The sequence below is a fragment of the Sphingobium sp. BHU LFT2 genome, assembly GCF_018604485.1.
Taxonomy (GTDB): domain Bacteria; phylum Pseudomonadota; class Alphaproteobacteria; order Sphingomonadales; family Sphingomonadaceae; genus Sphingobium; species Sphingobium yanoikuyae_A.
This window is the reverse complement of record NZ_JAFCGW010000004.1, coordinates 18694-43427: the sequence shown is the minus strand read 5'-3', so window position 1 is coordinate 43427 and position 24734 is coordinate 18694. Positions and strand designations below refer to the sequence as shown.

Annotated in this window: 27 protein-coding genes; 12 read left to right on the top strand and 15 right to left on the bottom strand. The window is 64.9% G+C overall.

The window, feature by feature from the left end:
- Positions 1–198: 198 nt before the first annotated feature.
- Positions 199–2679 (top strand): TonB-dependent receptor, encoded by a 2481-nt coding sequence (locus JQK15_RS09635; RefSeq protein WP_004207562.1) that lies wholly within the window; start codon positions 199–201, stop codon positions 2677–2679.
- A 212-nt stretch (positions 2680–2891) separates the two neighbouring features.
- Here JQK15_RS09635 and mtgA read toward each other — a convergent pair whose 3' ends face one another.
- A complete protein-coding gene (gene mtgA / locus JQK15_RS09630) occupies positions 2892–3605 on the bottom strand; it encodes a monofunctional biosynthetic peptidoglycan transglycosylase (protein WP_125986769.1) in 714 nt (237 codons plus the stop codon).
- 44 nt (positions 3606–3649) lie between these two features.
- A complete protein-coding gene (locus tag JQK15_RS09625) occupies positions 3650–4939 on the bottom strand; it encodes an MFS transporter (RefSeq protein ID WP_214865216.1) in 1290 nt (429 codons plus the stop codon).
- 123 nt (positions 4940–5062) lie between these two features.
- Here JQK15_RS09625 and JQK15_RS09620 point away from each other — a divergent pair, with 123 nt between their 5' ends.
- Entirely contained in the window at positions 5063–5611 is a 549-nt protein-coding gene (locus JQK15_RS09620) for a TetR/AcrR family transcriptional regulator (RefSeq protein ID WP_214865214.1), read from the top strand.
- Between the two features lie 23 nt (positions 5612–5634).
- Positions 5635–6093, top strand: a complete 459-nt coding sequence (locus tag JQK15_RS09615; protein ID WP_251007688.1) for a GNAT family N-acetyltransferase — start codon at positions 5635–5637, stop codon at positions 6091–6093.
- A gap of 57 nt (positions 6094–6150) precedes the next feature.
- On the opposite strand, the gene rpoH is transcribed toward JQK15_RS09615, so the two are convergent.
- Positions 6151–7065, bottom strand: coding sequence for an RNA polymerase sigma factor RpoH (gene rpoH / locus JQK15_RS09610; protein WP_004207557.1), 915 nt, complete (start codon positions 7063–7065; stop codon positions 6151–6153).
- Positions 7066–7143: 78 nt separating this feature from the next.
- Positions 7144–8094, bottom strand: a complete 951-nt coding sequence (locus JQK15_RS09605; RefSeq protein ID WP_161733197.1) for an RluA family pseudouridine synthase — start codon at positions 8092–8094, stop codon at positions 7144–7146.
- A gap of 17 nt (positions 8095–8111) precedes the next feature.
- Here JQK15_RS09605 and JQK15_RS09600 point away from each other — a divergent pair, with 17 nt between their 5' ends.
- Entirely contained in the window at positions 8112–8513 is a 402-nt protein-coding gene (locus JQK15_RS09600) for a M67 family metallopeptidase (RefSeq protein WP_214865210.1), read from the top strand.
- 91 nt (positions 8514–8604) lie between these two features.
- Complete coding sequence (locus tag JQK15_RS09595) at positions 8605–9258, top strand: histidine phosphotransferase family protein (RefSeq protein WP_010336062.1); 654 nt, start codon at positions 8605–8607, stop codon at positions 9256–9258.
- Between the two features lie 16 nt (positions 9259–9274).
- Here the strand turns inward: JQK15_RS09595 and JQK15_RS09590 are convergent, their stop codons facing one another.
- The 6 genes from JQK15_RS09590 to map form a co-directional block, all read right to left on the bottom strand.
- Positions 9275–9784: a DUF4269 domain-containing protein gene (locus JQK15_RS09590; RefSeq protein ID WP_214865208.1), complete on the bottom strand. Its 510-nt coding sequence runs from the start codon at positions 9782–9784 to the stop codon at positions 9275–9277.
- Positions 9781–10839, bottom strand: coding sequence for an NAD(P)H-dependent flavin oxidoreductase (locus JQK15_RS09585; protein ID WP_502956805.1), 1059 nt, complete (start codon positions 10837–10839; stop codon positions 9781–9783). The genes JQK15_RS09590 and JQK15_RS09585 overlap by 4 nt, the downstream gene beginning before the upstream one ends.
- 34 nt (positions 10840–10873) lie before the next feature.
- Positions 10874–11176 carry a helix-turn-helix domain-containing protein gene (locus JQK15_RS09580; protein WP_214865204.1) on the bottom strand — a complete coding sequence of 101 codons (303 nt, stop codon included), beginning with the start codon at positions 11174–11176 and terminating at the stop codon, positions 10874–10876.
- Positions 11177–11296: 120 nt separating this feature from the next.
- Positions 11297–12709 (bottom strand): type I glutamate--ammonia ligase, encoded by a 1413-nt coding sequence (glnA, locus tag JQK15_RS09575; RefSeq protein WP_004207550.1) that lies wholly within the window; start codon positions 12707–12709, stop codon positions 11297–11299.
- Between the two features lie 94 nt (positions 12710–12803).
- On the bottom strand, positions 12804–13142 hold the full coding sequence (locus tag JQK15_RS09570; protein ID WP_004207549.1) for a P-II family nitrogen regulator: 339 nt from the start codon (positions 13140–13142) through the stop codon (positions 12804–12806).
- 336 nt (positions 13143–13478) lie between these two features.
- Entirely contained in the window at positions 13479–14309 is an 831-nt protein-coding gene (gene map, locus JQK15_RS09565; RefSeq protein WP_214865595.1) for a type I methionyl aminopeptidase, read from the bottom strand.
- A gap of 83 nt (positions 14310–14392) precedes the next feature.
- On the opposite strand from map, the gene JQK15_RS09560 reads away from it, so the two are divergent.
- The 3 genes from JQK15_RS09560 to JQK15_RS09550 all read left to right on the top strand — a co-directional run bounded on the left by JQK15_RS09560 (position 14393) and on the right by JQK15_RS09550 (position 16106).
- Positions 14393–14875, top strand: coding sequence for a GFA family protein (locus JQK15_RS09560; protein WP_214865202.1), 483 nt, complete (start codon positions 14393–14395; stop codon positions 14873–14875).
- Positions 14872–15627, top strand: coding sequence for a competence/damage-inducible protein A (locus tag JQK15_RS09555; RefSeq protein WP_214865200.1), 756 nt, complete (start codon positions 14872–14874; stop codon positions 15625–15627). The genes JQK15_RS09560 and JQK15_RS09555 overlap by 4 nt, the downstream gene beginning before the upstream one ends.
- Positions 15628–15704: 77 nt before the next feature.
- A complete protein-coding gene (locus tag JQK15_RS09550; protein WP_214865199.1) occupies positions 15705–16106 on the top strand; it encodes a polyketide cyclase in 402 nt (133 codons plus the stop codon).
- Positions 16107–16134: 28 nt separating this feature from the next.
- On the opposite strand, the gene JQK15_RS09545 is transcribed toward JQK15_RS09550, so the two are convergent.
- The 4 genes from JQK15_RS09545 to JQK15_RS09530 all read right to left on the bottom strand — a co-directional run bounded on the left by JQK15_RS09545 (position 16135) and on the right by JQK15_RS09530 (position 19113).
- The gene (locus JQK15_RS09545; protein ID WP_097383553.1) at positions 16135–16488 is read right to left on the bottom strand and encodes a YbaN family protein; all 354 of its coding nucleotides are present in this window, start codon (positions 16486–16488) and stop codon (positions 16135–16137) included.
- Positions 16489–16586: 98 nt separating this feature from the next.
- Entirely contained in the window at positions 16587–17891 is a 1305-nt protein-coding gene (locus JQK15_RS09540; RefSeq protein WP_026109023.1) for a sensor histidine kinase, read from the bottom strand.
- Between the two features lie 169 nt (positions 17892–18060).
- Positions 18061–18726, bottom strand: a complete 666-nt coding sequence (locus JQK15_RS09535) for a response regulator transcription factor (protein WP_004207541.1) — start codon at positions 18724–18726, stop codon at positions 18061–18063.
- Between the two features lie 48 nt (positions 18727–18774).
- A complete protein-coding gene (locus JQK15_RS09530) occupies positions 18775–19113 on the bottom strand; it encodes a hypothetical protein (protein ID WP_010336069.1) in 339 nt (112 codons plus the stop codon).
- Positions 19114–19183: 70 nt separating this feature from the next.
- Here JQK15_RS09530 and JQK15_RS09525 point away from each other — a divergent pair, with 70 nt between their 5' ends.
- Positions 19184–20677, top strand: a complete 1494-nt coding sequence (locus JQK15_RS09525) for a DUF389 domain-containing protein (protein ID WP_214865197.1) — start codon at positions 19184–19186, stop codon at positions 20675–20677.
- Between the two features lie 4 nt (positions 20678–20681).
- Here the strand turns inward: JQK15_RS09525 and JQK15_RS09520 are convergent, their stop codons facing one another.
- Complete coding sequence (locus tag JQK15_RS09520; RefSeq protein ID WP_214865194.1) at positions 20682–21407, bottom strand: SIMPL domain-containing protein; 726 nt, start codon at positions 21405–21407, stop codon at positions 20682–20684.
- Positions 21408–21547: 140 nt separating this feature from the next.
- Between JQK15_RS09520 and JQK15_RS09515 the strand changes: the two genes are divergently transcribed.
- The 3 genes from JQK15_RS09515 (at position 21548) to JQK15_RS09505 (ending at position 24692) form a co-directional block, all read left to right on the top strand.
- Entirely contained in the window at positions 21548–23326 is a 1779-nt protein-coding gene (locus JQK15_RS09515; RefSeq protein ID WP_214865192.1) for an ABC-F family ATP-binding cassette domain-containing protein, read from the top strand.
- Between the two features lie 67 nt (positions 23327–23393).
- Positions 23394–24107: a VIT1/CCC1 transporter family protein gene (locus tag JQK15_RS09510; protein WP_214865191.1), complete on the top strand. Its 714-nt coding sequence runs from the start codon at positions 23394–23396 to the stop codon at positions 24105–24107.
- 39 nt (positions 24108–24146) lie between these two features.
- Positions 24147–24692, top strand: coding sequence for a glutathione peroxidase (locus JQK15_RS09505; protein WP_214865189.1), 546 nt, complete (start codon positions 24147–24149; stop codon positions 24690–24692).
- The last annotated feature ends 42 nt before the right edge of the window (positions 24693–24734 follow it).

Below are 24734 nucleotides of genomic sequence, written 5' to 3'. Positions count from 1 at the left end.
GATTGGTGTTTCCGGCTGCTTTTCAGTGCCTTGTCCAGATGCCCGTCCAATTGTGACAGTCCCGCACCTGCATTGTAACATAATTGCAATCATAGCATCACAGGGGCGTCGCCAGTGGCCGCCAGATGCGGCGCCGGCTCGAAGAGCAAAATGGTTATGGCGCCGTGGGGCGCACTCTTGAAAAAGGGACAAGGGTCAATGAAGCAGTTTCTCAAGTGCAGCGCCGCGATTCTCGCCGTCGCTGCCCCGGCTGTCGCTTTCGCGCAGTCGACCGGTTCGCAGGATTTCGAAGATTCGATCGTCGTCACCGGTGCAGTGGTGAACCAGGGCGTCGGCGGCGTGAAGATCCCTGACTCGCCCAAGGCGAAGGTCGTTCTGACCCAGGAAATCATCGAGCGTCAGCGCCCCGGCCAGACCGTCAACGAAATCATCAACCTGGTGCCGGGCGTCAGCTTCACCAACAACGATCCCTGGGGTTCGTCGGGCGGCAGCTTCACCATCCGTGGCTTCAGCTCGGACCGTATCGCCCAGATCCTCGATGGTATCCCGATGAATGACTCGGGTAACTATGCCATCTACACCAACCAGCAGATCGACCCCGAACTGGTCGAAAGCATCAACGTCAACCTCGGCGCGACCGATGTCGACAGCCCGACCGCTGCTGCGGTTGGCGGCACCGTCAACATCAACTCGCTGACCCCCAGCGACGATTTCGGTGCGCTGGCCAGCGTCAGCTACGGCAACATCGCGGCCAAGGGTGCCGGCGATCGTCCGATGCACCGCGTGTTCGGCATGATCCAGACCGGCGATTTCACCGGCCATGGCACCAAGGCGTGGGTTTCGGCCTCGCGCGCTTATAACGAAGCGTCGTTTGCCAACTACGGCAAGGTCGACAAGGCCCAGTATAACGGCAAGATCTACCAGGAGATCGGCAGCAATGGCGACTTCATCTCGCTGGCTGCGCACTATAACGTGAACCGCAACAACTTCGGTGGTTCGCCCGGTTCGGCTGCCGCTTTCTCGGGTGACAAGAGCGCCCGTTTCTATGACGTCGGCGGTGCGGGCGCACCCTGCGTCCTGCCGACGCCGGTTGCCGGTGTCGCTGACCAGCTTCCTTCGGGCTATTGCGGCTCGCAGTGGGAGCGTCGCTACAATCCGTCGAACACCGGCATTCAGCGCATGAGCACGCGGCTGACGCTGACCGACAAGCTGATCTTCTCGGCCGATGCTGCCTACAGCACCACCAAGGCCAATGGCGGCGGCGGCGTGGCAGCTTATGAAAGCTTCTACTATCAGAACGGCCAGGCCTACACCGGCTATTTCGGCGGCTCGGCCTATTTCGGCAACGACCTGAACGGTGACGGCGAACTCGGCGTTGACGCGAATGGCAATGGCCGCGTCGACCCGACGGAATCGGATCGCACCGCGATCGTCAATCCCAGCCAGACGAACACCCGTCGTTGGGTCGCCATCGCGAACCTCGCTTATGAATTTGACGCAAACAACCGTCTGCGTCTGTCGTACAGCTTCGATCGCGCCCGTCACCGCCAGACCGGCGAAGCTGCGCTGCTTGATCATAACGGCGAGCCGCTGGACGTCTTCCCGGTCAATGATCCGCTGACCGATTCCGTCGGCAACATCCTGCAGAAGCGTGATCGCAAGTCCTACGCGACCCTGAACCAGGTCGCTGGCGAATATCGCGGCATGTTCGTCGATGAACGTCTGATCGTGAACCTCGGCGTTCGCGCGCCCTTCTTCAAGCGCGAACTGAACCAGAACTGCTTCACCACGGCCGCCAACGGCAATGTGAACTGCGTCGCCAGTGGCGATGTCGCGGCTTATGCTCTGGCCAATCCGACCTTCGCCGCGCCGCAGCAGCGCGTCTACAAGTATGACAAGCTGCTGCCGAACGTCGGCGCGATCTTCAAGATCACGCCGGAAGTGAGCGTCGCGGGTAGCTATGCCGCCAACATCTCGGTTCCGGGCACCGACACGCTCTACAACTCGATCTTCCTGCCGGCGACCAACGCCGCATCGAAGCCGGTTGCCGAAACGTCGGACAGCTTCGACCTGGCCCTGCGCTACCAGAACAACATCGTTCAGGCGGCTGTCACCGGCTGGTACGCGAAGTACAAGAACCGTATCGCTTCGGCCTACAGCTTCGAATGCGATTGCTCGATCGACACCAACCTGGGTGGCGTGAAGAAGTATGGCATCGACGCCAACGTGTCCGTTCGCCCGATGGACGGCCTGCTGGTTTACGCATTTGGTTCTTGGATCGAATCCGAAATCGGTGCCGACGTCCAGACTGGCGCGAACAGCTTCGCAGCGACCAAGGGCAACCGCGAACGCAGCGCTCCGGGCTATCTGTGGGGCGGTCGCATTCAGGGTACGCTGGGTCCGGTTGATCTGGGCGCCCAGATCAAGCGCACCGGTTCGCGTTGGCTGAACGACATCAACACCTTCAAGGTGGCGGGTTACACCGTTGTCGACCTCGACCTGCGTTACAACCTGAAGGACATGGGTCTGGACAAGGCCTTCTTCCAGCTGAACGTGTCGAACCTGTTCGACAAGTTCTACATCGGTTCGTTCAGCGGCGGCCTGACCACCGCGTCGAGCACGAACGTCAACTTCGGTGCTCCGCGCGCCATCAGCGGCTCGCTGGTGATCGGCTTCTAAGCCAGACGCCGACAGGCAAAAAGGAAGGGAGGTGCGGAGCGGTCCGCGCCTCCCTTTTTCATGTCCTATTCGCCGCCGCCCGATTATGATCGGGGATAGGCTAGTGTGCGCTTTTCGATAGGATCAGGGCAGCGCAATAAAATGTCGAAATGTGCGGGAAATATGGGAAGTTAAGCGCCCGATTTCCTATTTTCGGGCGCTCGGCCGCTGCCTCAGTTCAGGCAGTCGTCCAGCCCGTCGCGCTGTACCACCGGGATGCGGGCGGAGATGCTGTTGCCATAGCGACGGGTGAAGCCGTGCGGGTCGATCGCCTCGCGCTTCTTGGGCAGCGGCAATACCGCCGCCAGCCGCGCCGCCTCGGCCCGGCTCAGCTTGCCCGCGCCATGGCCGAAATAGCGGATCGACCCGGCCTGGACGCCATAGGTGCCGATGCCGGTCTCCGCGACGTTCAGATAGACTTCCATGATCCGTCGCTTGCCCCAGATCGCCTCGATCAGCACGGTGAACCAGGCCTCGAAGCCCTTGCGGACGAAACCGCCACCCTGCCACAGGAAGACATTCTTCGCCGTCTGCTGGCTGATCGTGGAGCCGCCGCGAATGCGCCCGCCGCTGGCATTGTGGCGCATCGCCTGAGCGATCGCGACCGCGTCGAAGCCGTGATGGCTGCAGAAGCGGCTATCCTCCGCCGCGATCGCTGCGCGCGGCATGTCCGGATCGATCGCGTCCAGGCGCTTCCATTCCTTGGTGATGCCATTGGGGTCGAGCAGCATGGTGATCGTCACCGGCGGCGGCACGAAGCGATAGATGACAACGGTGCCGACCGACAGGCCGACAAAGCCGATGGCGACCTTGAGGGGGATGCTGATCCAGCGGGAGCGACGTTTCTGGGTGGAGGCAGGCTTGGGCGCGGCTTTGGCTTTTTTCATGGGCCACAAACTAGCGCCCCTGCGCGCCGCCGTCATCGATTCCTTCAGGCGGTTGCCAGGCTCGGCGTGCGGCCCCGGTTGATCAGCAGCACCAGCGCCGCGCCGATCAGGCACAGCACCCCGGCCGCGATGAAGGCGGGCATATAGCTTTGCCAGGCGGTGCGCGACAGGCCACCGGCCAGCGCTGCGCTCGCTGCGCCCAGCTGATGCCCGGCAAAGATCCAGCCGAACACGATATTCGCCTTTTCCGGGCCGAAGCGCTGCGCTGTCAGTTTCACCGTCGGCGGCACCGTCGCTACCCAGTCGAGACCATAGAAGATGGCGAACAGCGACAGGCTGTAGATCGAGAAGTCGCTGAACGGCAGGTAGAGGAGGGACAGGCCGCGCAGCCCATAATAGAAAAAGAGCAGCCAGCGATTGTCGTAGCGATCGCTGAGCCAGCCCGATGCCAGCGTGCCGGCAAAGTCGAACAGCCCCATCATCGCCAGCATCGACGCTGCGCCCACCGCCGCCAGCCCATAATCGCCGCACAGCGAGATGAAATGGGTCTGGACCAGGCCATTGGTGCTGGCGCCGCAGATGTAGAAGGAGAAGAAAAGGATCCAGAAGGTCGGCACCTTCGCCACGTCGCGCAGCACGATCAGCGGCGTCGCCAGCAACGCGCCCAGGCTCGCCGGCTGGGCAGGGACGGGCTGGATCGCCTGCTCGCCATAGGGGGGAAGGTTCAGGTCCGACGGCCGGTCGCGCATAAGCAGCATGACCGCTACGGCCGCGACCAGGATCGCGCCACACACCAGCAACATCGCCACGCGCCAGCCATAGCTGCCGGTCATGCTGGCCAGCAGCGGCAGGAAGGCAAGCTGGCCGGTCGCGGTGCTCGCCGACAGCAGCCCCATCACCAGTCCGCGCCGCTCGCTGAACCAGCGGGTGGCGACCGTCGCGCCCAGCACCATGGCTGTCAGGCCCGTGCCGACGCCGATCACCACGCCCCAGAGAAGGACGAGCTGCCACAATTGCGTCATGCCAAGCGACAGCAGCAGGCCGCCGATGACGATCGACAGCGAAATCAGCATCATCCGCCGCACGCCGAAGCGGTTCATGAAGGCCGCGGCAAAGGGCCCCATGCCGCCGAACAGCAGGAAACGGATCGCCAGTGCGCCTGAAATATCCGCCGCGCTCCAGCCAAATTCCTTTTGCAGGGGGACGATGAACACGCCCGGCGCGCCGACAGCGCCGGCCACCACCAGCATGGTGAGGAAGGTCGTACCCGCGACGGCCCAGCCATAATGGACATTGCGCGCGGCCAGGCGGCGGGCGAACATGGTGGACAGCATCGACTTCCCCTTGGATTGGCCCTTGGACTGGCCCCTGAACTGCTTTTTGAGCCGGAAAACGGACTGGCGTTAAATGATAGGTATCATATATAAGGTCAAGAGGCCAATTGGAGATGCAGGATCATGAAAGTCAGCCGTGAACAGGCCGAGCGCAATCGCGAGAAGGTGGTGGATGCCGCATCCCGCCTGTTTCGTGCCCGTGGTGTGGAGGGCGTCGGCATTGGTGAGGTGATGCGCGAATGCGGCCTTACCCACGGCGGATTCTACAATCAGTTCGAATCGAAGGAGGCGTTGGCGGCCGAAGCCTGTGCCACGTCGCTCGCGCGCGGCGCGGCCAAGTGGCGTCGCCTGTCGGCCGAGGATGGGCCGGATGCGATCACCGCCGATTATCTGAGTGCCCGTAACCGCGACGCGCCCGAAATCGGCTGCGCGCTGATCGCGCTCGGCCCGGACGCTGCGCGCAAGGGCGGACCGCTCGCCGCCGCCTTTCGCGAAGGGTTTGAGGATCTGACCGCCGCGTTGCAAAATGCCGGTATCGCCGATCGCGACGCGGCGCTCGCCCGCATGGCGCAACTGGTCGGCACGATGGTGCTGGCCCGCGCGGTGGACGATCCGGCGCTGTCGAAGGAATTGCTGGCGGCCAATCGCCGTGCCCTGGGTGTCGAGGCATGAGCGGCAGCGCCCGGTGGAGACCGATGGGGCAGGGGAATGTGGACGCGGTGGCGGTCATTTCCGACCGGGTCCATGGCGCCTATACGGAGAAGCCCGCCATTTATGCCGAACGGCTGCGCCTCTATCCGGCGGGTTGCTTCCTGCTGGAGCGGGATGGGGAGGCGCTGGGCTATCTCGTCACCCATCCCTGGGCCGGCGACCGGCCGCCGGCGCTCGACCAGTTGATCGGCGCGCTGCCGGACGCGCCCGATCGCTATTATCTCCACGACCTGGCGCTGCTGCCCGAAGCGCGCGGGACCGGCGCTGCTGCGGCGGCCGTGGACCTGGCCGTGGAACTGGCGCGTACCGCCGGCTTCGACCGCATCACCCTGACCGCCGTGAACGGCGCGGACGCCTTCTGGCGCCGACAGGGTTTCGTCGACGCGCCGGTTGCCGCCGACAGTTATGGCGCGGACAGCGTCTCGATGGTGCGGGTGCTCTAAGACGAAAAAAAAGCCCCGGATCGCTCCGGGGCTTCTTCTTTTTCCTGTGTCGCCGGATCAGGCGGCGGCGAAGCGTGCCATCTTTTCCAGCTTGCCGCCGGCGATGCGCATCATCGCCTTCTGCAGCTTCTCGAAGGCGCGAACCTCGATCTGGCGGACGCGCTCGCGCGACACGCCATAGACCTGGCTCAGTTCCTCAAGGGTCTTGGGCTCCTCGGCCAGGCGACGCTCGGCCAGGATATGCTTCTCGCGATCGTTGAGGTCGGTCATCGCCTCGACCAGCATCTCGTGACGCTGGGTGCGTTCCTGCTCCTCGGCGACCCGTTCGTCCTGCAGCGGATCGGTGTCCTGCAGCCAATCCTGCCACTGGCCATCGCCATCCTCGCGCATCGGCACGTTGAGCGAGGTATCGCCGCCCATCGCCATGCGACGGTTCATCGACACCACGTCATCTTCCGACACCCCCAGATCGGTCGCGATCTTGGTCACGTCCTCGGGGCGCAGATCGCCGTCCTCGAACGCCTCGATATTGTTCTTCATCCGGCGGAGGTTGAAGAACAGCTTCTTCTGCGACGCAGTGGTGCCCATCTTGACCAGGCTCCAGCTACGCAGGATGAATTCCTGGATCGACGCGCGAATCCACCACATGGCGTAGGTCGCCAGGCGGAAGCCGCGTTCGGCCTCGAACTTCTTCACGCCCTGCATCAGGCCGATATTGCCTTCGCTGATCAGTTCGCTGACCGGCAGGCCATAGCCGCGATAGCCCATGGCGATCTTCGCCACGAGACGCAGGTGAGAGGTGACGAGCTGGGCCGCCGCCTCGGGATCCTGATGTTCCTCGTAGCGCTTCGCGAGCATATATTCCTGCTCGGGGGTCAGCAGCGGAAACTTGCGAATTTCCGACAGATAGCGGTTGAGGCTGGCTTCACCGCCCAGCGCCGGAACCGCGGGGACATTGCTCCGATTGGCCATGTCACAATTCCTTCCCTTTACATGCGCGCCAGGCGGACCCGAAAGTGGCATCCGCTGGCCGCGCAAACTTGTCAGAACCTATACGTGAAGCTCGCTTAACAGTTCCTGCATATCTGCAGGCAGGGGACTGTCGAAAGCCAGGGGTTCCTCCGTCACAGGATGTATGAACCCCAGCCGTTTCGCGTGCAATGCCTGCCTTTTGAAACCCAGCGTTTCCAGTATTGATTTGAAACCTTTTCTGTCTCTACCGTAAACCGGGTCGCCGATCAAGGGGTGACCCAGATGTGCCATATGCACGCGAACCTGATGGGTGCGGCCGGTTTCCAGCCGGCATTCCACCATCGCAGCGCCGCGCAGGCGCTCCATCACGCGGTAATGGGTGACGGCATGTTTGCCGCGCCCTTCCCGATGAACCGCCATCTTCTTTCGATCAGCGTCTGACCGCCCGATCCAGGCATCGACCGTGCCGGACCCCGGCGCGGGAATGCCATAGACGATCGCGGCATAGAGCCGGTCGATACTGTGATCCTTGAACTGTCGGGCCAGGCCCTCATGGGCCTTGTCCGATTTAGCAACGACCAACAGGCCGGAAGTATCCTTGTCGATGCGATGAACGATGCCCGGACGCGCCACGCCGCCAATGCCGGATAACTGACCATCGCAATGATGCAACAGCGCATTGACCAGCGTGCCGTCCAGATTGCCGGCCGCCGGGTGGACCACCAGGCCCGCAGGCTTGTCCACCACGATCAGGTCGGCATCCTCATGCACGATGTCGAGCGGAATATCCTGCGCCACCGCGTCGAGCGCGACCGGCGCGGGCAGGGTGATGCTGTAATCCTGCCCCACCGCCACCTTCATCGACGGGTTGAGCGATCGACCGCCGGAGACGATCTGTCCCTCGACGATCAACGCCTTGATCCGCTCGCGCGACAGGTCGGGCAGCAGTTCGGCCAGTGCTCGATCGAGGCGCAAACCCGCCTGGGCTTCGCCTATCGTCGTTTCAATGATGGAAACCCCCGGAACCATTGCCTAGGGATGTAGGAATGAAGGCCGAAATTTCAAGGGTGCTGCTGGAACAAATCATGGCCCTGGCCGCGGCCGAGCCGGGGGAGGTCTGCGGCCTGTTGCTGGGGCAGGGCGCGCGCATCGACGCGATCCTGCCAGCGGCCAATGTCGCGCCTGACCCGGCCCGTCATTTCGAACTGGCGCCAGCCACCTTGCTGGACGCGCATCGGGCCGCGCGCCGGGGCGGACCGGCGGTGCTTGGTCATTATCATTCCCACCCATCGGGCGCTCCGATTCCGTCGGAAACGGACCGGGCCTGCGCCGCGCCGGACGGCGCCTTGTGGCTGATAGTCGGCGGGGGAACGGTGCGCGCATGGGTGGCCGGGCCGGACGGGGAGGGGGGCGTGGCCTTCGTGGAGGCGTTGCTCGACATAAGGTGATGCAAAGGGGGTGAGCCGGGCTTGCATCATCGGCTGGGGAAGCCTAGCCGGGAAGGTGTCTTTTCCCGTAAATCCGGCGGCCTCCATCTCCATGACCCATCCGATCGACAGCATCGAATTTGCCAGCCTTCTCTGCTCGCGCCTCTGCCATGACCTGCTGAGCCCCGTCGGGGCGCTCAACAATGGTCTGGAACTCATGGCCGACGAAACCGATCCGGACATGCGCCAGCGCTGCCTGGACCTGCTGGCCGATAGCGCCCGCACCTCGGCCAACAAGCTGAAATTCTTTCGCCTGGCCTTTGGTTCGGCGGGCGGCTTTGGCGATGCGGTGCCGCCGCATGAGGCGAAAGTCGCGATCGAGGGCATGTTCGCCTCGGGCCGGGTGAAGCTTGGCTGGATGGTCGAGGAACAGATGCTGGCCAAGCTCGCGGTCAAGGTGCTGCTCAATCTGGCGCTGATCGCCGGCGATGCGCTGGTGCGCGGCGGGCAGCTCGACATCGGCGCGGAGAAGCGGCCCGGCGTGACGGAGATCGTGGTGCGTGGCGAAGGGCCCAAGGTCATTCTCGATCCCGAACTGCGCGCGGCGCTGGCAGGAACCTTGCCGGCCGGTGGCCTGGCGTCGCGCACGGCGGCGGCCTGGATGGTGCGGGCGCTGGTGATGGAGGCTGGCGGCGAGATCGTGCTGTCGCCGCCGGGCGATTCGGTGCTGCTGTTCGGCGCCGCCATCCCTGACCGCGCAGAATAATTCGGGCTGGAATGAATCAGGGCAGCAGGGCGTGCAGGGCTGCGTCGTCCTGTCCCTCCAGTTCCAGCAACGCGGCATAGGGATCACCCGTCAGGCCGAGCAGCGCGGCAAAGGCGGGCTCGGTCTTCAGGCCGCGATGGCGCAAGGCCATGATCGCCTGCGCCAAAGCAGGGCCGCTTAGATCGAGCAGGCGCCGCTCGACACAGAAATGGCGCCAGCCATGTTGCTGCGCGACCGGCAAGGCCTGGCCGAAGATCTCGAATGGCCAGTCCCACGCGCGGAAGCGGACGATCATGGCATCAAGGTCGGGGCGCGCATGAACCGCAAAATCGGGGCGATCGCCGAAATGCTCGGTCAGCAAGGCGGCAAAGGCATCGAAATCCCGCACCTCGCAGACGATATCGATGTCGCTGTCCGGCAGGTCGAGGCCAAGCGGCGGCGTGCCCGCAACATGGGGATCATAGGGCGCCAATAACGTCAGGACGCCCGTGCGTTGCAGTGCTACGTCATGCGCGACGCGGCTCATGCCTCGCGCATTTCCGCTGCGATCGCCGTGACTAGGTCTGCGGCCGGCAAGGAACGGGTGAGGGGCGCACCCTGGCCTGCCCATTGCGCGCCATAGCCACCTTCGCCCTGGATCTTGGCGGCGGCGTTGAGCGCCTTCCCGGCGGCATAGGCGCGTGGATAGTCGGGGACGTCGCCACCATTTTCAGCGCCCCATTGGGTGAAGCGATTGGCAAGGCAGCGGGCCGGGCGGCCGGAAATGGCGCGGGTCATGACCGTGTGCAGGGCGGCTGGGCTGGCAAGGGCAGCGCGATAGGCGGCGTCGGCGCTGCTTTCCGGGCAGGCGATGAACGCCGTGCCCAGTTGCGCCGCCACCGCGCCCAGGTCGAGCGCGGCGCGGACGCCCCGTCCGTCCATGATGCCGCCGGCGGCGATCACCGGCAAGCCGGCCTTCTCCACCAGCAGGCGGGTCAGCGCGAAGGTGCCGAGCATTGCATCGGGCGCATCGGGATCGAACATGCCGCGATGGCCGCCGGCTTCAAATCCCTGCGCCACCAGAACATTGATGCCGGCAGTGCGGGCGGCGACCGCCTCGTCCAAATTGGTGACGGATGCGAGCAGCAGGCAACCCGCCTGCTTGAGCGCCGCGATTTGGGCCGCGCCAGGCAGCTCGAAATGGAAGCTGATCACGCGCGGGCGCGCTTCGACCAGCAGGTCGAGCATCGCCGGGTCTTCGGCAAAGCTGCGATAGATGGTCTCCAGGCGGGTGGGTGGTGCCGCATCCTGCGCGGCAAAGAGCGGTGCCAGCGCCGCCAGCCACGCTTGTTCCTCAGCCGGACGAACGCGGGGCGGCGCATGGACGAACAGATTGACGTTGAACGGTCGGTCAGTGAGTGCGCGTGTTGCCGCAATCATGGCGCGGGCGCCCGCCGCATCGGTTGCGCCCACGGCGATCGATCCCAGCGCCCCGGCATTGCTGACGGCGGCGGCCATCGCCGGCGTGGATACGCCCGCCATCGGCGCTTGGATCAGGGGAAGGGAAAGGTCTAGCGCGTCGATCGGGTTCATGCAGATCATGTGGGCGGTGGCGATCGATCCTGCAACAGGGGGATCAGACGTCGTCGGTGCCCATCGGGCCGCCTTCGCCTTCCATGCGGTTGATTGCGCGCACGTCGCGTGCGGTGAATTTCAGCCGAACGCCAGCGCCCTGTTCGCCATCCTCCGGCAGGAAGACGGCGCCGCCCTGTTCCAGTATCAGGCGCAGTCGTGCCTTGGCATCGTCACCCGGATCGGCGCGGCCGGCTTCGAAATCGGCCAGCATCGGCGTATCGATCCCCGCAAGGCGAGCGACATGATCACGCGGCCATTCCACCAGGGCGCGGGCGGCGCGGGCAAGCTTTCCGCTGATCTGCAAGGCGAGTCTCCCTTCGTCGATGCGTGGTGCCGGAATAGAACAGCACGCCTGCTGCGCCGCAACGGAAAAGGCCCGGCCGCTTGCGCGACCGGGCCCGTCCTCCAGCAACCTGTGAAAGGATCAGGCGCTGTAATACATGTCGAATTCGACCGGCGAGGGCGCCATTTCCCAGCGATACACTTCGGGCCACTTCAGTTCGATATAGGCATCGATCTGGTCCTTGGTGAACACGTCGCCCTTGAGCAGGAACTCATAATCGGCTTCGAGGCTGTTCAGCGCTTCACGCAGCGAACCGCAGACGGTCGGCACCTGGCTCAGCTCTTCGGGCGGCAGGTCATAGAGATTCTTGTCCATCGCGGCGCCCGGATGGATCTTGTTCTCGATGCCGTCGAGGCCGGCCATCAGCAGCGCGGCGTAGCAGAGATAGGGGTTGGCCATCGCGTCGGGGAAGCGGAATTCCACGCGCTTCGCCTTGGCACCGGCGCCGTAGGGAATACGGCAGGAGGCCGAACGGTTGCGGGCCGAATAGGCCAGCAGAACCGGGGCTTCGAAGCCCGGCACCAGACGCTTGTAGCTGTTGGTGGTCGGGTTGGTGAAGGCGTTGAGGGCCTTGGCGTGCTTGATGACGCCGCCGATGAAGTAGAGGCAGGTGTCGGACAGGCCGGCATAGCCTTCGCCCGCGAACAGCGGCTTGCCGCCTTCCCAGATCGACATGTGGGTGTGCATGCCCGAACCGTTGTCCTGTGCGATCGGCTTGGGCATGAAGGTCGCGGTCTTGCCATAGGCCTGGGCGACCATCTGCACGACATACTTGTAGATCTGCATGCGGTCAGCGGTCTGGACCAGCGTACCGAAGGTCAGGCCCAGTTCGTGCTGCGCGGCGGCGACTTCATGATGATGCTTGTCGCAGGGCAGGCCCATTTCGAGCATGGTCGACACCATTTCGGCGCGGATGTCGGTGCAGGGATCGACCGGCGCGACGGGGAAATAACCGCCCTTGGCGCGCGGACGGTGGCCCAGGTTGCCGCCTTCATATTCCTTGCCGGTGTTGGTCGGCAGCTCGATGTCGTCGATCTTGTAGTAGCTCTGCGAGTAATCATTCTCGAAGCGCACATCGTCGAACATGAAGAATTCGGCTTCCGGGCCGACATAGATGGTGTCGCCGAAACCGGCCGACTTGACGAACGCCTCGGCGCGCTTGGCGCACGAACGCGGGTCACGGGCATAGAGTTCGCCGGTGTCGGGCTCGACAATGTCGCAGAAGATGATCAGCATCGGGGTGGCGCTGAACGGATCGACATAGACGGCGTCCAGGTCGGGCTTCAGGATCATGTCCGACTCGTTGATCGCCTTCCAGCCTTCGATCGACGAACCGTCGAACATCAGGCCCTGGGTCAGCTCATCTTCGCCGAGGACCGAAGACACCATGGTCAGGTGCTGCCACTTGCCCTTGGGATCGGTGAAACGGACATCGACCCACTCGATTTCCTTTTCTTCGATCATCTTCAGGATATCTTTTGGCGTGTTGGCCATGTGCAGTTGCCCTTCTCTATGGATACCCCCCCGAAGGGGTCGTTGAAGCCTGTGTCCGCCGAACCCCTGTCCGCCGGCTAGAACCTGTCGAAAATCAGATGGCGTCGCTGTCGCGTTCGCCGGTGCGGATGCGCACCGCGCCCTCGATGGCGGAAATGAAGATCTTGCCGTCGCCGATGCGGCCGGTCTGGGCGGCGCTGCAGATCGCTTCGACGACCCGGTCGGCTAGAGCGTCGTCGACGACGACCTCCAGCTTCACCTTGGGCAGGAAGTCGACGACATATTCGGCGCCGCGATAGAGTTCGGTATGGCCCTTCTGGCGGCCGAAGCCCTTCGCCTCGGTGACGGTGATGCCGGACACGCCCACTTCGTGCAGCGCTTCCTTCACCTCGTCCAGCTTGAACGGCTTGATGATCGCCTCGATCTTCTTCATCACTTAATCCCAACCCATGACGCACGAACGGACGCGGGTTGGCCCCGCATCCTTCAACCTTCAAGCGACGATCATCATGCCCCCCGAGGCAAGCGCCGTCTCCCTTAACAATCAATTACCGTGCCAAGTGGCGAATCGCTAGGCCTGCTTTCGGCGATGCAGCAATCTTTGTCCATATTGCCCGGATTCCGGGCAATATCATGTCATTCTGCCTGTTTTTTGGGCAGTGGTTGAACGGCCCGTCATGCAAAAGGCCCGCCCCGTCGACGCCGGTCAGTTATGACCCCGATGGCATGAACGGAGCGGGCCTTTGGGACCGCCATGAGCAGGCAGAAATCAGCGCACGTAGGGCGGGCAGTCGAGGCCGGTCGGGCTCTTGGTAAAGATTTCGCAGCCGGTTTCGGTGATGCCGATGCTGTGTTCGAACTGGGCCGACAGGGTGCGGTCGCGCGTCACCGCCGTCCAGCCATCATCCAGCATCTTCACGCCGGGCTTGCCGATGTTGATCATCGGCTCGATCGTGAAGAACATGCCGGGCTTCAGCTCCGGACCGGTGCCGGGGCGGCCGACATGGACCACTTCGGGACTGTCATGGAAGACGCGGCCCAGACCATGGCCACAGAAATCGCGGACCACCCCGTAACGATGCTTTTCGGCATGGCGCTGGATGACATGGCCGATGTCGCCCAGATGATTGCCGGGCTTGGCCTGCTCGATGCCGAGCATCAGGCATTCATAGGTGATCTCGACCAGCCGTTTCGCCTTGATCGGGGCGTCGCCGGCGATGAACATGCGGCTGGTGTCGCCGTGCCAGCCATCGACCAGCGGGGTAACGTCGATATTGAGAATATCGCCGTCCTTGAGCTTATAGTCGCCCGGAATGCCATGGCAGATGACATTGTTGAGCGAGATGCAGCAGCTGTGCGTATAGCCGCGATAGCCCAGGGTCGCCGGCACGCCGCCGCCGTCCAGCGTCATGCGGCGGACGATGTCGTCCAGTTCGCCGGTGGTCACGCCCGGCACCACATGGGGGACCAGCGCGTCGAGGATCTCGGCGGCCAGCCGGCCGGCCTTGCGCATGCCGTCGAAACCGGCCGCGTCATAGAGCTTGATCGCGGTAGAGCGGGAAACCGGCGCGTCGGCCGTCATCGTCATATATTCGGTCATGTGGTTGATATAGACCCTGCGATCCGGCATTGCGAGTGTCTTCGCTCAGCCCCGCGGTCGCTATCAGGAAAAGAGAAACGGACATGGTGATGGAAGGCGGATGCGCCTGTGGTGAGGTGCGCTATCGGGTCGATGCCGACCCCATCTTCGTCAACAACTGCCATTGTAGCCTGTGTCAGCGACAGAGCGGCGCGGCGTCTGCGGTCAACGCCTTTGTCGAGGTCGATCATCTCCATCTCCTGTCCGGTGACCTCAGCGAACATGTCGTCCCCACCGGCAGCGGCAAGACCCAGGTGATCGTGCGCTGCGCCAACTGCGGCACGGCGGTCTGGAGCTTCTATCCCCGTCTCGGCCGGGCGGGCGCTGCGATCCGCGTCGGCACGCTGGATGATCGCGCGGCGATACGGCCCGATGCCGCGATCTTCGTGGCCGATCGGTCGGACTGGACTGCCTTGCCGGCCGACGTGCCGGTCTTCGAGGCGAGCTACAAGCCGGCGGACATCCTGCCGCCCGATCGGCTGGCCCGGCTGATGGCGCTTGCCGCCCGCGCGGAGCCGCTGGCATGAGCGACCGTATCTGGACCGCCGCCGTGATCGTGATCGGCGATGAAATCCTGTCCGGCCGCATCCAGGACAAGAATGTCGCGCAGATCGCCACCTGGCTCAATGTCCAGGGCATCCGCCTGCGCGAGGTGCGGGTGGTGCCCGATGTGCAGGACGCGATCGTCGAGGCGGTCAACATATTGCGTGCCCGCAACGACTATCTCTTCACCACCGGCGGCATCGGCCCGACCCATGACGACATCACGGTGGACGCGATCGCGGCGGCGCTGGGCGTCGGCGTCGAGATCCATCCGGAGGCGCGGGCGATATTGGAGCGCTATTATGTCACGCGTGGGGGCCTTACCGACGCGCGGCTGCGCATGGCGCGGGTGCCGGCGGGCGCCGACCTCATCGAAAACCGGATGTCGGGCGCGCCGGGCATTCGCCACGGCAATGTCTTCATCATGGCCGGGGTGCCGCACATCACCGCCGGCATGCTCGACAGCCTGACCGGGACGCTGGAAGGCGGCTTGCCAGTCCTCTCCGCGACGATCGGCTGCTGGGTCGCGGAAAGCGAGATTGCCGACCTGCTCGGCGCCACCGAGCGCGCCCATGACGGCGTCCAGATCGGCAGCTACCCCTTCTTCCGCGAAGGGCGCACCGGCGCCAATTTCGTCATCCGCTCGACCGACCAAGCGGTGCTGGATGCGTGCGTCGCGGACCTCAGCGCCGCGTTGATGGAGGGGGGCTGGCCTCCGGTGTCTGGCGGCATCTAGCCAAGAAACATTCGTTGCGGTGACAAGAAAGGCTGGCGGCGGTACAGCGCAGTTCCACTTCTAAAAGAGAATTCTGCATGCTTACCGCGCGAACCTACAGTGTCACGATAGCGCGCAACTGGCGCGAGCTTTACGAAGAGATCTGGCAGCCGGAGATATTCCCGAAATGGGCATCGGGCCTGACCGAGGCCGATCTGCGCAGGGGCGGCACCGGATGGATTGCCGACGGTCCCGATGGGCCGATCGTCGTTCGCTTCACGCCGCACAATGAATTTGGCGTGATGGACCATTTCGTCGAGACCGGTGATGGCCGGGAGGTTCATGTCCCGCTGCGCGTCATTGAGAATGGGGATGGGGCAGAGGTGATGCTGACGCTTTTTCGCCAGCCCGGTATGAGCGACGAGGATTTTGCGCGCGACGCCAAGTGGATTACCCGCGATCTGCGCGCGCTGCGCGATTATGCAAAGACGCTGGGCTAAGGGCTGATTTCGATCTCAGCCAGGCGGCTCAGCTTTCGGGCCGGGTCCAGATCCAACTGCCGCCGATCAGCGCTGCGGCCAGCGGGATCAGATACCAGGGGAAGGGGGAGAAGATCAGCGCCAGGATCGCGCTGAAGGCAAAGGCGCCGAGCGCGGCCTTCTTGCCCCTCCGGCTGATCGCGCCGCGTTCGCGCCAGCGGCGGATATGCGGACCGAAATGCTTGTGATCCAGCAGCTTTGCCTCCAGTTCCGGGCTGGAGCGGGCAAAGCAATAGGCCGCGAGGATCATGAAAGGGACGGTCGGCAGCAGCGGCAGGAAGGCGCCCAGCGTGCCCAATCCGATCGAGAGGAAGCCGGCAATGAGATAGAGATGGCGCCGCACCCGTCGATCCCGTCTGGAATGGGCCGATGCGGCCCGGTCTGTCCTGTCTATGCTATTGATTTGCAGGAACGCAATTGCCTTTCGTCGCGCGCCTTTTGTCAGGCGGCCGGCAGGCGCAGTCGGACCAGCAGCCCGCCCAGATCCTCGCTCTCCTCCAGCGCCACCGACCCGCCATAGATTTCGGCGACATCGCGGACGATGGCGAGGCCAAGGCCAGTGCCGGGCTTGCCCGAATCGAGCCGCACGCCGCGATCGAAGATGCGCACCCGGTCGGCCTCGGGGATGCCCATGCCATCATCCTCGACCATGATCTCGACCATCGCGCCAACCCGGCTGACCGTCGCGAACACGCTGCCGCCGCCATATTTGGCGGCATTCTCGACCAGATTGCCCAGCATTTCGTCCAGATCCTGCCGCTCGACGCGGACTGCCGCATGCTTGTCGCCGTCCATGTCGACCCGCGCATCCTGATAGAGATGGCGCACCGCGCGCTCGACCGCCTCCAGGCTGGCCCAGACCTCAGCCCGGCTCTGCGCTGCGCCGCGCCGGCCGACGGCGCGGGCGCGGGCGAGGTGATGGTCGACCTGGCGCCGCATCGTCGTCGCCTCGCGCACAACCGTTTCGCCCAGGTCCGGCGCATTGGCGGTCGCGGCGTTCATGATGACGGTCAGCGGCGTCTTGAGCGCATGGGCGAGGTTGCCGGCATGGGTGCGCGCTTCCTCTGCCTGCCGCTCATTATGGGCGAGCAGCGCGTTCAGTTCCTCGACCATCGGCAGCACTTCGGCGGGCATGGGTTCGGTCACCCGGCTCTTGTCGCCATCGCGCATCTTGATGATTTCCAGCCGCACCTTGCGCAGCGGCCGCAGGCCATAGATGGTCTGCAAGGTAGCGAGCACGATCAGGCCCAGCGCCAGCAGCGCGAAGCTCTTGAACAGGGTGGATCGCAGCGTCTTGATCTGGCCATCAAGGCCCTGGCGGGCCTGTGCCACCATGAACATCCAGCGCGCATCGGAACCGGGCAGGATGACGCTGCGCTCCATGACGCGCAGATCCTCGCCGGGAAACTGCTTGCTGTCATAGACATGGAAATTGCGGTCGGCATGGTCGCCCGGCACCTTGAGCGCCCGGTCCCACAGCGATCGCGACCGCCAATCCTCATGCCCCTTGGCGCTGATCTGGTAATAGAGGCCGCTATTGGGTTCCAGGAAGCGCTGGTCGGCCAGTTCGCGGTTGAACAGCACTTCGCCGTCCGGGCCGATCTCGGCCGCCGCGATCATCGCCGTCAGCACATAATTCATGCCGTCGTCGAAATTGCGCGTCACCGCGTCCGACAGCACCCGGTCGAGCGCGACGCCGCCGCCCAGCAGCAGCACGCTGATCCACAGCGCGGCAATGCCGATCATGCGGCGGCTGATCGACCCGGTGGACCGGACGGGGGAGGGCGACGGGCTGGCCATGCAAAATGATCCTACACCCGTTCACTGCTGGCGCAGCCGAGAAACATGGCCGATGGGTCGGACCTGTTCGCCTGTCGACTTCGCCCGCAGCGAACGGAGGCGGATGGGGCGCGGATCAGCGCCCCGGCTCGTCCAAGCTGTAGCCAAGGCCGCGGATGGTGGTGATGACGTCGGCGCCGAGTTTCTTGCGGATGCGCGTCACGAACACTTCGATCGTGTTGGAATCGCGATCGAAATCCTGGTCGTAAATATGCTCGATCAGCTCGGTGCGGCTGACCACCTTGCCCTTGTGGTGGAGCAGATAGGACAGGAGCTTATATTCCTGCGCCGTCAGCTTCACCGGATCGCCCTTCAGCGTCACCTTGCCCGAACGGGTGTCGAGGCGGACGTCGCCGGCGATCAGTTCGCTCGAGGCATTGCCGCTGGCACGGCGGATGAGCGCGCGCAGGCGGGCGATCAGTTCCTCGCTCTGGAAGGGCTTGGCCAGATAATCGTCGGCGCCGGCATCGAGGCCGGCAACCTTGTCCGACCAGCTGTCGCGCGCGGTCAGCACCAGCACCGGGAAGCTGCGCCCTTCCTTGCGCCAGCGATCAAGCACGGTCAGGCCGTCGATCGTCGGCAGGCCCAGGTCCAGGACCACGGCGTCATAATTTTCGGTCGAGCCGAGGAAATGGCCATCCTCGCCATCGGTGGCGAGGTCGACGGCATAGCCGGCACCTTCCAGCGTGTTCCTGAGCTGCTGGCCCAGACTCGGTTCATCCTCGACGATCAGCAGGCGCATAGGGTTCCGTTTCTTGTTATCGACGCAATGGGTTTGGCCGGCACGCGGTCAGCGTGCCCAGCCGATGATATCGCCTGTCCGGCCGTCGGCATCAACCCACATCACCTTGCCGTCCTTCACATATTTCAGGCGATAGCGATTGGTGGAAGGGTTGAACTCGCTGCCGACATAGGTGGCACCGCCCACCTGGGCGTCGACCCGGCGCTTGATCATCGAAAAGGGCATGACCTGGCCGTCCAGCATCGCGCGGCGCGCGGCATCCTGCTCGTCACGGCGGCCACCGGCCTCTGCGACCGGTGTCATCAGGGACAGGGCCAGTAGGGCGCCCAGTCCGGCAGTCAGGCTTTTGGCGATCATTGTCATGGGCATGGCATAGGCGAAGCGCATTGAACAGGTGGTGAATGACCGGTCATTCCGCGCTGGAAAGGAGCGGCCGGGCGAATTAGGCTTGCCAGCCATGGAGAATGAAGATGACAGGCCCGTAACCGATGCGCCCTTGTGGCGCTCCGTTCCGCGCTGGTGGCGCAGCCATGTGATCCGCGGGATCGATCATCAGGCGGTGCTCGAAAGGGTCCGGGCCGATGATGGCTGGACCCCGTCCTACGCCTTCATGATCCTGATGTCGGCGGGCATTGCGGTGCTCGGCCTGCTGCTCTCCTCGCCGGCCGTGGTGATCGGCGCGATGCTGATCTCGCCGCTGATGGGGCCGATCGTCGGGCTGGGCTTTGGCCTCGCCATGACCGACGCGCGTGAAATCCGCCGGACGATCGTCGCGCTGGCGGGCGGGGCGCTGGTGGCGATCGCGTTCACGGCCTTCATCGTCCTGCTGTCGCCGTTGCAGACGGTGACCAGTGAAATCGCCGCGCGCACCCGGCCCAATCTGTTCGACCTGATGGTCGCGCTCTTTTCCGCGCTGGCGGGCGCCTATGCGATGATTCGCGGCAAGGCGGGGACGATCGTCGGCGTCGCGATCGCCACCGCGCTGATGCCGCCGCTGGCAACGGTGGGCTTTGGACTGGCGACGCTCAATGCGACGGTCGCGGGCGGTGCCTTCCTGCTCTTCTTCACCAATTTCGTGACGATCGCCCTGGCCGCGGCGATCATGGCGCGCCTCTATGGCTTTGGCCGGCGCCTGTCGCCCAGCCAGAGCTGGCTGCAAACTGTCTTCATCGGTGCCATCTTCCTGGCGCTGGCAGTGCCGCTCGGCCTGTCGCTCGGCCAGATCGCCTGGGAAGCGCGGGCCGCCCGCGATGCCCGCGACGTCATCCGGCGCGAATTTCCCGATGGCGCCCGGATCGCACAGCTCGACCTGGATTTCGCCGCCAGGCCGCTTGCCGTGACCGCCAGCGTCCTCACCAGCCATTATGAGCGCGACGCGTCCGCGCGGGCCGGCCATATTCTGGGCGACATGCTGGGCAAGCCGGTGTCGTTGGATATCGAACAGATCCGGGTGGGTGAGGGGACGGATGCCGACAATGCCCAGCTGCTCGCCGCCCAGACCGCCCGGCGTGAGGTGCAGGGCCAGGTCGATCGCCTGACCGACCGGCTGGCATTGGTCGCGGGGGTCAATCCCGATGCGGTGACTGTCGATACAGCGCGCAAACGGGCGGTGGTGCGGGCGCGGGCTTTGCCGGATGCGGGCCTTGGCGCCTACTGGGCGCTGGAGCGGCGGGCGGCGGCGGCAACGCCCGGCTGGGCGATAGAGATTACGCCGCCGACCCTGCCGCTGCCGTCGCTGGCACTGGATGATGAAGGGGCCGTGACGGACAAGGATCGGCTGGCGCTCGTCCTGTGGGCGGCGCAGCGCACCGGCCTGCCGATCGACCTGTCGATCAAGGGGGAGGGGCATGAGGGGCTGCTCAAGCCCTTTGCCGATCGCGGCATCGACGCGCGGCTGGTCAAAGGCGCCAGCGCGGACCTTGCGGTGCCGCACTGGCGCGTCGAGGAATGACGGCTTAGCGTTCCAGCGCGTACTGGACCGTCAGGCTGATCGATGCGCTGACCTGGCCGGGTTCCACCGGGGTCGGCGCGGCGTCGGCCTTGAAGCGGGCGGCCATCAGCGGCATCGGCGCATTGCCGCCGCTGCTGCTTTCCGAGATCGAGACCAGCCGGGCCGAGCGATAGCCCGCCGCCTGGGCATAGAAATCGGCCTGGGCCTTGGCGGTCTTGAGCGCGGTGGCGCGGGCCTGGGCCTGCAGCGGGCTCGGATTCTCGACCGAGAAGCTGGGCCCGTTGATGTTGGTCGCGCCAGCCTGCACCAGCGTATCGAGCAGCGCGCCAACCTTCTTCACGTCGCGCACCTTGACGCTCAACTGGTTCGACGCCTCATAGCCCAGGAAACGCGGACCGGACGGCTGGCCGTCGCGATTGCTGTAATCATATTGGGCGTTGAGGTTGATGCCGCTGGTTTGGATGTCGGTCTTGGCGATGCCGGCCTTGGCCAGCGCCGCGATCAGCCCGTCCATCTTGGCGGCATTGTCCTTCATCGCTTGGGCCGCGGTCGGGGCCTTGGTCTGGACGCCGGTGCCGATGGTCGCGACGTCAGGTGCGGCCTCGACGCTTTCGGTGACGTTCAACGTCACCACCGGCGCGGTCTCGGCGATGGTGACGCTGGTCTGGGCAACAGCCGCGACAGGCAGTGCGGCGGCGCCGAGCGCCATCAGGGCGAGGGCGGATTTCATGGACATGGTCTCCTCTGTAAGTCCTGCACCCGTTTTTGGCCGGGGTGCGATGAATGGACGCTGTCCTGCGTTGAAAGCCGTCCGACAGCTTTCCGGTTCCACTCTTGCCCCGACGCCCGATAGGCCCTAGCTGCACCGCCATGGCAGCACCCATTCTCTCCTTCGAAAATCTCGGCCTCTCGCAGGGCAGCCACTGGCTGTTCCGGCATATCGACATCCATGTCGGCCAGCGCGACCGGCTGGCGTTGATCGGGCGCAACGGCGCGGGCAAGACCACCTTGCTCAAGCTGATCGGCGGCCAGATCGAGGCGGATGAGGGCATTCGTTCGGTGCAGCCGGGCGCGCGGGTGGTGACGCTGGAACAGGATCCGGACGTCAGCGCCTTCAAGACGCTGCATGATTTCGCGCTGGCCGGCGCATTCGCGCCGCCCGCCCATGAGGTCGAGGCAATCGCCGACCAGCTGGGCATCGACCTGTCGCGCGAGGCCGCGACCGCGAGCGGCGGTGAGCGCCGCCGCGCCGCGATCGCCCGCGCCTTGGCCAGCGAACCCGACCTGCTGCTGCTGGACGAGCCGACCAACCATCTGGATATCGCGGCGATCGACTGGCTGGAAAGCTGGCTCGCCCGCTATACCGGCGCCTTCATCGTCATCAGCCATGACCGCGCCTTCCTGACCCGCCTGACCCGCCAGACGCTGTGGCTCGACCGTGGCCAGATGCGCCGCAACGAGATCGGCTTCGGCGGTTTCGAGGACTGGATGGAAGCGGTCTATGCCGAAGAGGCGCGCGCCGCCGAGAAGCTGGACGCCAAGCTCAAGATCGAGGCGCACTGGCTGGAGCGCGGCGTGACCGCCCGGCGCAAGCGCAACCAGGGGCGCCTCGCCAAGCTGTGGGAGATGCGCGCCCAGCGTGCCGCGATGCAGGGGCCGCAAGGCACCGCCAAGATCGCGGTGGCGAGCGACGACAGCAAGACGAAGAGCGTCATCAAGGCCGAGCATGTCACCAAGACATTTGGTGATCGGACCATCATCAACGACTTCAGCCTGCGGGTGCAGCGCGGCGACCGGATCGGCATCGTCGGCGGCAATGGCGCGGGCAAGTCGACTTTGCTGAAGCTGCTGACCGGCGAACTGGCGCCCGACAGCGGCGCGGTGACGCTGGCCAAGACGCTGGACATGATCTTCATCGACCAGCAGCGCAGCCTGATGCAGGGCGACAAGAGCGTGCGCGACGTGCTGGCCGAGGGCGGCGACTGGATCGATGTGCGCGGCGTGCGCAAGCATGTCCATGGCTATCTCAAGGACTTCCTGTTCGATCCCTCGCTGGCGGAGGCGAAGGTCGGCACCCTGTCGGGTGGCGAGCGTTCGCGTCTGCTGTTCGCGCGCGAATTTGCCCGCGAATCCAACCTGCTGGTACTGGACGAACCGACCAACGACCTTGACCTCGAAACGCTCGACCTGCTGCAGGAAGTGATCGCGGACTATGATGGCACGGTGCTGATCGTCAGCCATGACCGCGACTTCCTCGACCGCACCGTCACCGTGACGCTCGGCCTCGACGGATCGGGCAAGGTCGATGTGATCGTCGGCGGCTATGCCGACTGGATCGCCAAGCGCGATCCGCGCCGTGCGCCCAAGGCGGAGAAGAAGGAGGCTGCGGCCCCGCCGCCGCCCAAGCCGACCTCGACCAAGCTGACCTACAAGGACCAGCGCGACCTCGACCTGCTGCCCAAGAAGATCGAGGAACTGGAAGCGGCGATCGCCCGCGACGAGGAGGCGCTGGCCGACCCGGCGCTTTATACCCGCGACCCGAAGAAATTCGCGGCGCTGACGGCTGCGATCGAGAGGGCGCGGGCGGAGAAGGACGCGGCCGAGGAACGCTGGCTGGAACTGGCGGAGAAGGCCGAGGGCTTGGGCTGAGCCCCTTGCGCTGTCCCCTGCATCTGATAGCCAACGGGCTGGATGATCTGACAGGGGGCTCCATCATATGACCACGCCGCGCGTCGAGCCGCCACGGCCGCATCATGCCGTCCATTATGTCAACCGGGTCGGCTGGCTGCGCGCGGCCGTGCTGGGCGCCAATGACGGCATCGTGTCGACCGCCAGCCTGATGACCGGGATCGCCGCATCGGGCGCGACGGGCGAGTCCATCCTGCTGTCCGGCATCGCCGCGCTGGTTGCTGGCGCCATGTCGATGGCTGCGGGCGAATATGTGTCGGTGAGCGCCCAGTCGGATACCGAGCGGGCCGATCTTGCCAAGGAAAAGAAGGCGCTGGCGACGCAGCCTCATGCCGAATGGGAGGAATTGCGCGACATTTATGTCGAGCGCGGGCTGGACCAAGACTTGGCTGGGCAGGTGGCTACCCAGTTGATGGCGACCGATCCGCTGGGCGCCCATGCCCGCGACGAGCTTGGCATTTCCGACCTCAGCACGCCGCGGCCGGTACAGGCGGGGCTGGCCTCGGCAGCGAGCTTCGCCTGTGGCGCGGCGCCGCCGGTGGTCGCCGCAGCCATCGCGCCGTCGCTGGCCGGGATCAGCGTCGTGCCGGTGTCGCTGCTCTGCCTGTTGCTGCTGGGCTATGTCGGGGCGCGGCTGGGCGGGGCGCGACCGGGGCGGTCGATGCTGCGTACCTTCTTCTGGGGCGCGCTGGCGATGGCTGTGACGGCGGCGGCGGGGCATCTTTTCGGCGCCGCCATATGATGGCAAGGTCCGCCGCCTGATATCCTAGGGAGACGATGCATGACCGCAATCCAGCAGATACCGCTCAAGACCATCAAGGGTGCCGACGCGACCCTGGCCGATTATGCCGGCAAGGTCGTGCTTGCGGTCAATGTCGCCTCCAAATGCGGGCTGACGCCGCAATATGAGGGGCTGGAAAAGCTCTATGCCGATTATCGGGACAAGGGGTTGGTGGTCGCGGGCTTCCCGGCCAATGATTTCGGCGCCCAGGAACCGGGCAGCAATGACGAGATCGCCACCTTCTGCACCACCAATTTCGGCGTCGATTTCCCGATGTTCGAGAAGATCGTGGTCAGCGGGCCGGACAAGCATCCGCTTTATGCCGCTCTGACGAGCGCCCTGCCGGAGGCACGGGGCGATGGCGACAGCTTCCGCGAGCGCCTCAAGGGCTTTGGCATGACGCCCAATCCGGTGCCGGAAATCCTGTGGAATTTCGAGAAGTTCGTGATTGCCAAGGATGGTAGCGTCGCGGCCCGTTTCGCGCCGACGACGGCACCCGACGATCCGGCGCTGGTTGCTGCGATCGAAGCCGAACTGGCAAAATAAGCGTCCGACGGGTGGCGTGTCTGCGCGCGCCACCCGTTTTAT

Excerpts from the sequence above, each read along its gene's own strand:
- JQK15_RS09635 (WP_004207562.1), top strand. The coding sequence starts at position 199 with ATGAAGCAGTTTCTCAAGTGCAGCGCCGCGATTCTCGCCGTCGCTGCC.
- mtgA (WP_125986769.1), bottom strand. The coding sequence starts at position 3,605 with ATGAAAAAAGCCAAAGCCGCGCCCAAGCCTGCCTCCACCCAGAAACGT.
- JQK15_RS09625 (WP_214865216.1), bottom strand. The coding sequence starts at position 4,939 with ATGCTGTCCACCATGTTCGCCCGCCGCCTGGCCGCGCGCAATGTCCAT.
- JQK15_RS09620 (WP_214865214.1), top strand. The coding sequence starts at position 5,063 with ATGAAAGTCAGCCGTGAACAGGCCGAGCGCAATCGCGAGAAGGTGGTG.
- JQK15_RS09615 (WP_251007688.1), top strand. The coding sequence starts at position 5,635 with ATGGGGCAGGGGAATGTGGACGCGGTGGCGGTCATTTCCGACCGGGTC.
- rpoH (WP_004207557.1), bottom strand. The coding sequence starts at position 7,065 with ATGGCCAATCGGAGCAATGTCCCCGCGGTTCCGGCGCTGGGCGGTGAA.
- JQK15_RS09605 (WP_161733197.1), bottom strand. The coding sequence starts at position 8,094 with ATGGTTCCGGGGGTTTCCATCATTGAAACGACGATAGGCGAAGCCCAG.
- JQK15_RS09600 (WP_214865210.1), top strand. The coding sequence starts at position 8,112 with ATGAAGGCCGAAATTTCAAGGGTGCTGCTGGAACAAATCATGGCCCTG.
- JQK15_RS09595 (WP_010336062.1), top strand. The coding sequence starts at position 8,605 with ATGACCCATCCGATCGACAGCATCGAATTTGCCAGCCTTCTCTGCTCG.
- JQK15_RS09590 (WP_214865208.1), bottom strand. The coding sequence starts at position 9,784 with ATGAGCCGCGTCGCGCATGACGTAGCACTGCAACGCACGGGCGTCCTG.
- JQK15_RS09585 (WP_502956805.1), bottom strand. The coding sequence starts at position 10,839 with ATGATCTGCATGAACCCGATCGACGCGCTAGACCTTTCCCTTCCCCTG.
- glnA (WP_004207550.1), bottom strand. The coding sequence starts at position 12,709 with ATGGCCAACACGCCAAAAGATATCCTGAAGATGATCGAAGAAAAGGAA.
- JQK15_RS09570 (WP_004207549.1), bottom strand. The coding sequence starts at position 13,142 with ATGAAGAAGATCGAGGCGATCATCAAGCCGTTCAAGCTGGACGAGGTG.
- map (WP_214865595.1), bottom strand. The coding sequence starts at position 14,309 with ATGACCGAATATATGACGATGACGGCCGACGCGCCGGTTTCCCGCTCT.
- JQK15_RS09560 (WP_214865202.1), top strand. The coding sequence starts at position 14,393 with ATGGTGATGGAAGGCGGATGCGCCTGTGGTGAGGTGCGCTATCGGGTC.
- JQK15_RS09555 (WP_214865200.1), top strand. The coding sequence starts at position 14,872 with ATGAGCGACCGTATCTGGACCGCCGCCGTGATCGTGATCGGCGATGAA.
- JQK15_RS09550 (WP_214865199.1), top strand. The coding sequence starts at position 15,705 with ATGCTTACCGCGCGAACCTACAGTGTCACGATAGCGCGCAACTGGCGC.
- JQK15_RS09540 (WP_026109023.1), bottom strand. The coding sequence starts at position 17,891 with ATGATCGGCATTGCCGCGCTGTGGATCAGCGTGCTGCTGCTGGGCGGC.
- JQK15_RS09535 (WP_004207541.1), bottom strand. The coding sequence starts at position 18,726 with ATGCGCCTGCTGATCGTCGAGGATGAACCGAGTCTGGGCCAGCAGCTC.
- JQK15_RS09530 (WP_010336069.1), bottom strand. The coding sequence starts at position 19,113 with ATGCGCTTCGCCTATGCCATGCCCATGACAATGATCGCCAAAAGCCTG.
- JQK15_RS09525 (WP_214865197.1), top strand. The coding sequence starts at position 19,184 with ATGGAGAATGAAGATGACAGGCCCGTAACCGATGCGCCCTTGTGGCGC.
- JQK15_RS09520 (WP_214865194.1), bottom strand. The coding sequence starts at position 21,407 with ATGAAATCCGCCCTCGCCCTGATGGCGCTCGGCGCCGCCGCACTGCCT.
- JQK15_RS09515 (WP_214865192.1), top strand. The coding sequence starts at position 21,548 with ATGGCAGCACCCATTCTCTCCTTCGAAAATCTCGGCCTCTCGCAGGGC.
- JQK15_RS09510 (WP_214865191.1), top strand. The coding sequence starts at position 23,394 with ATGACCACGCCGCGCGTCGAGCCGCCACGGCCGCATCATGCCGTCCAT.
- JQK15_RS09505 (WP_214865189.1), top strand. The coding sequence starts at position 24,147 with ATGACCGCAATCCAGCAGATACCGCTCAAGACCATCAAGGGTGCCGAC.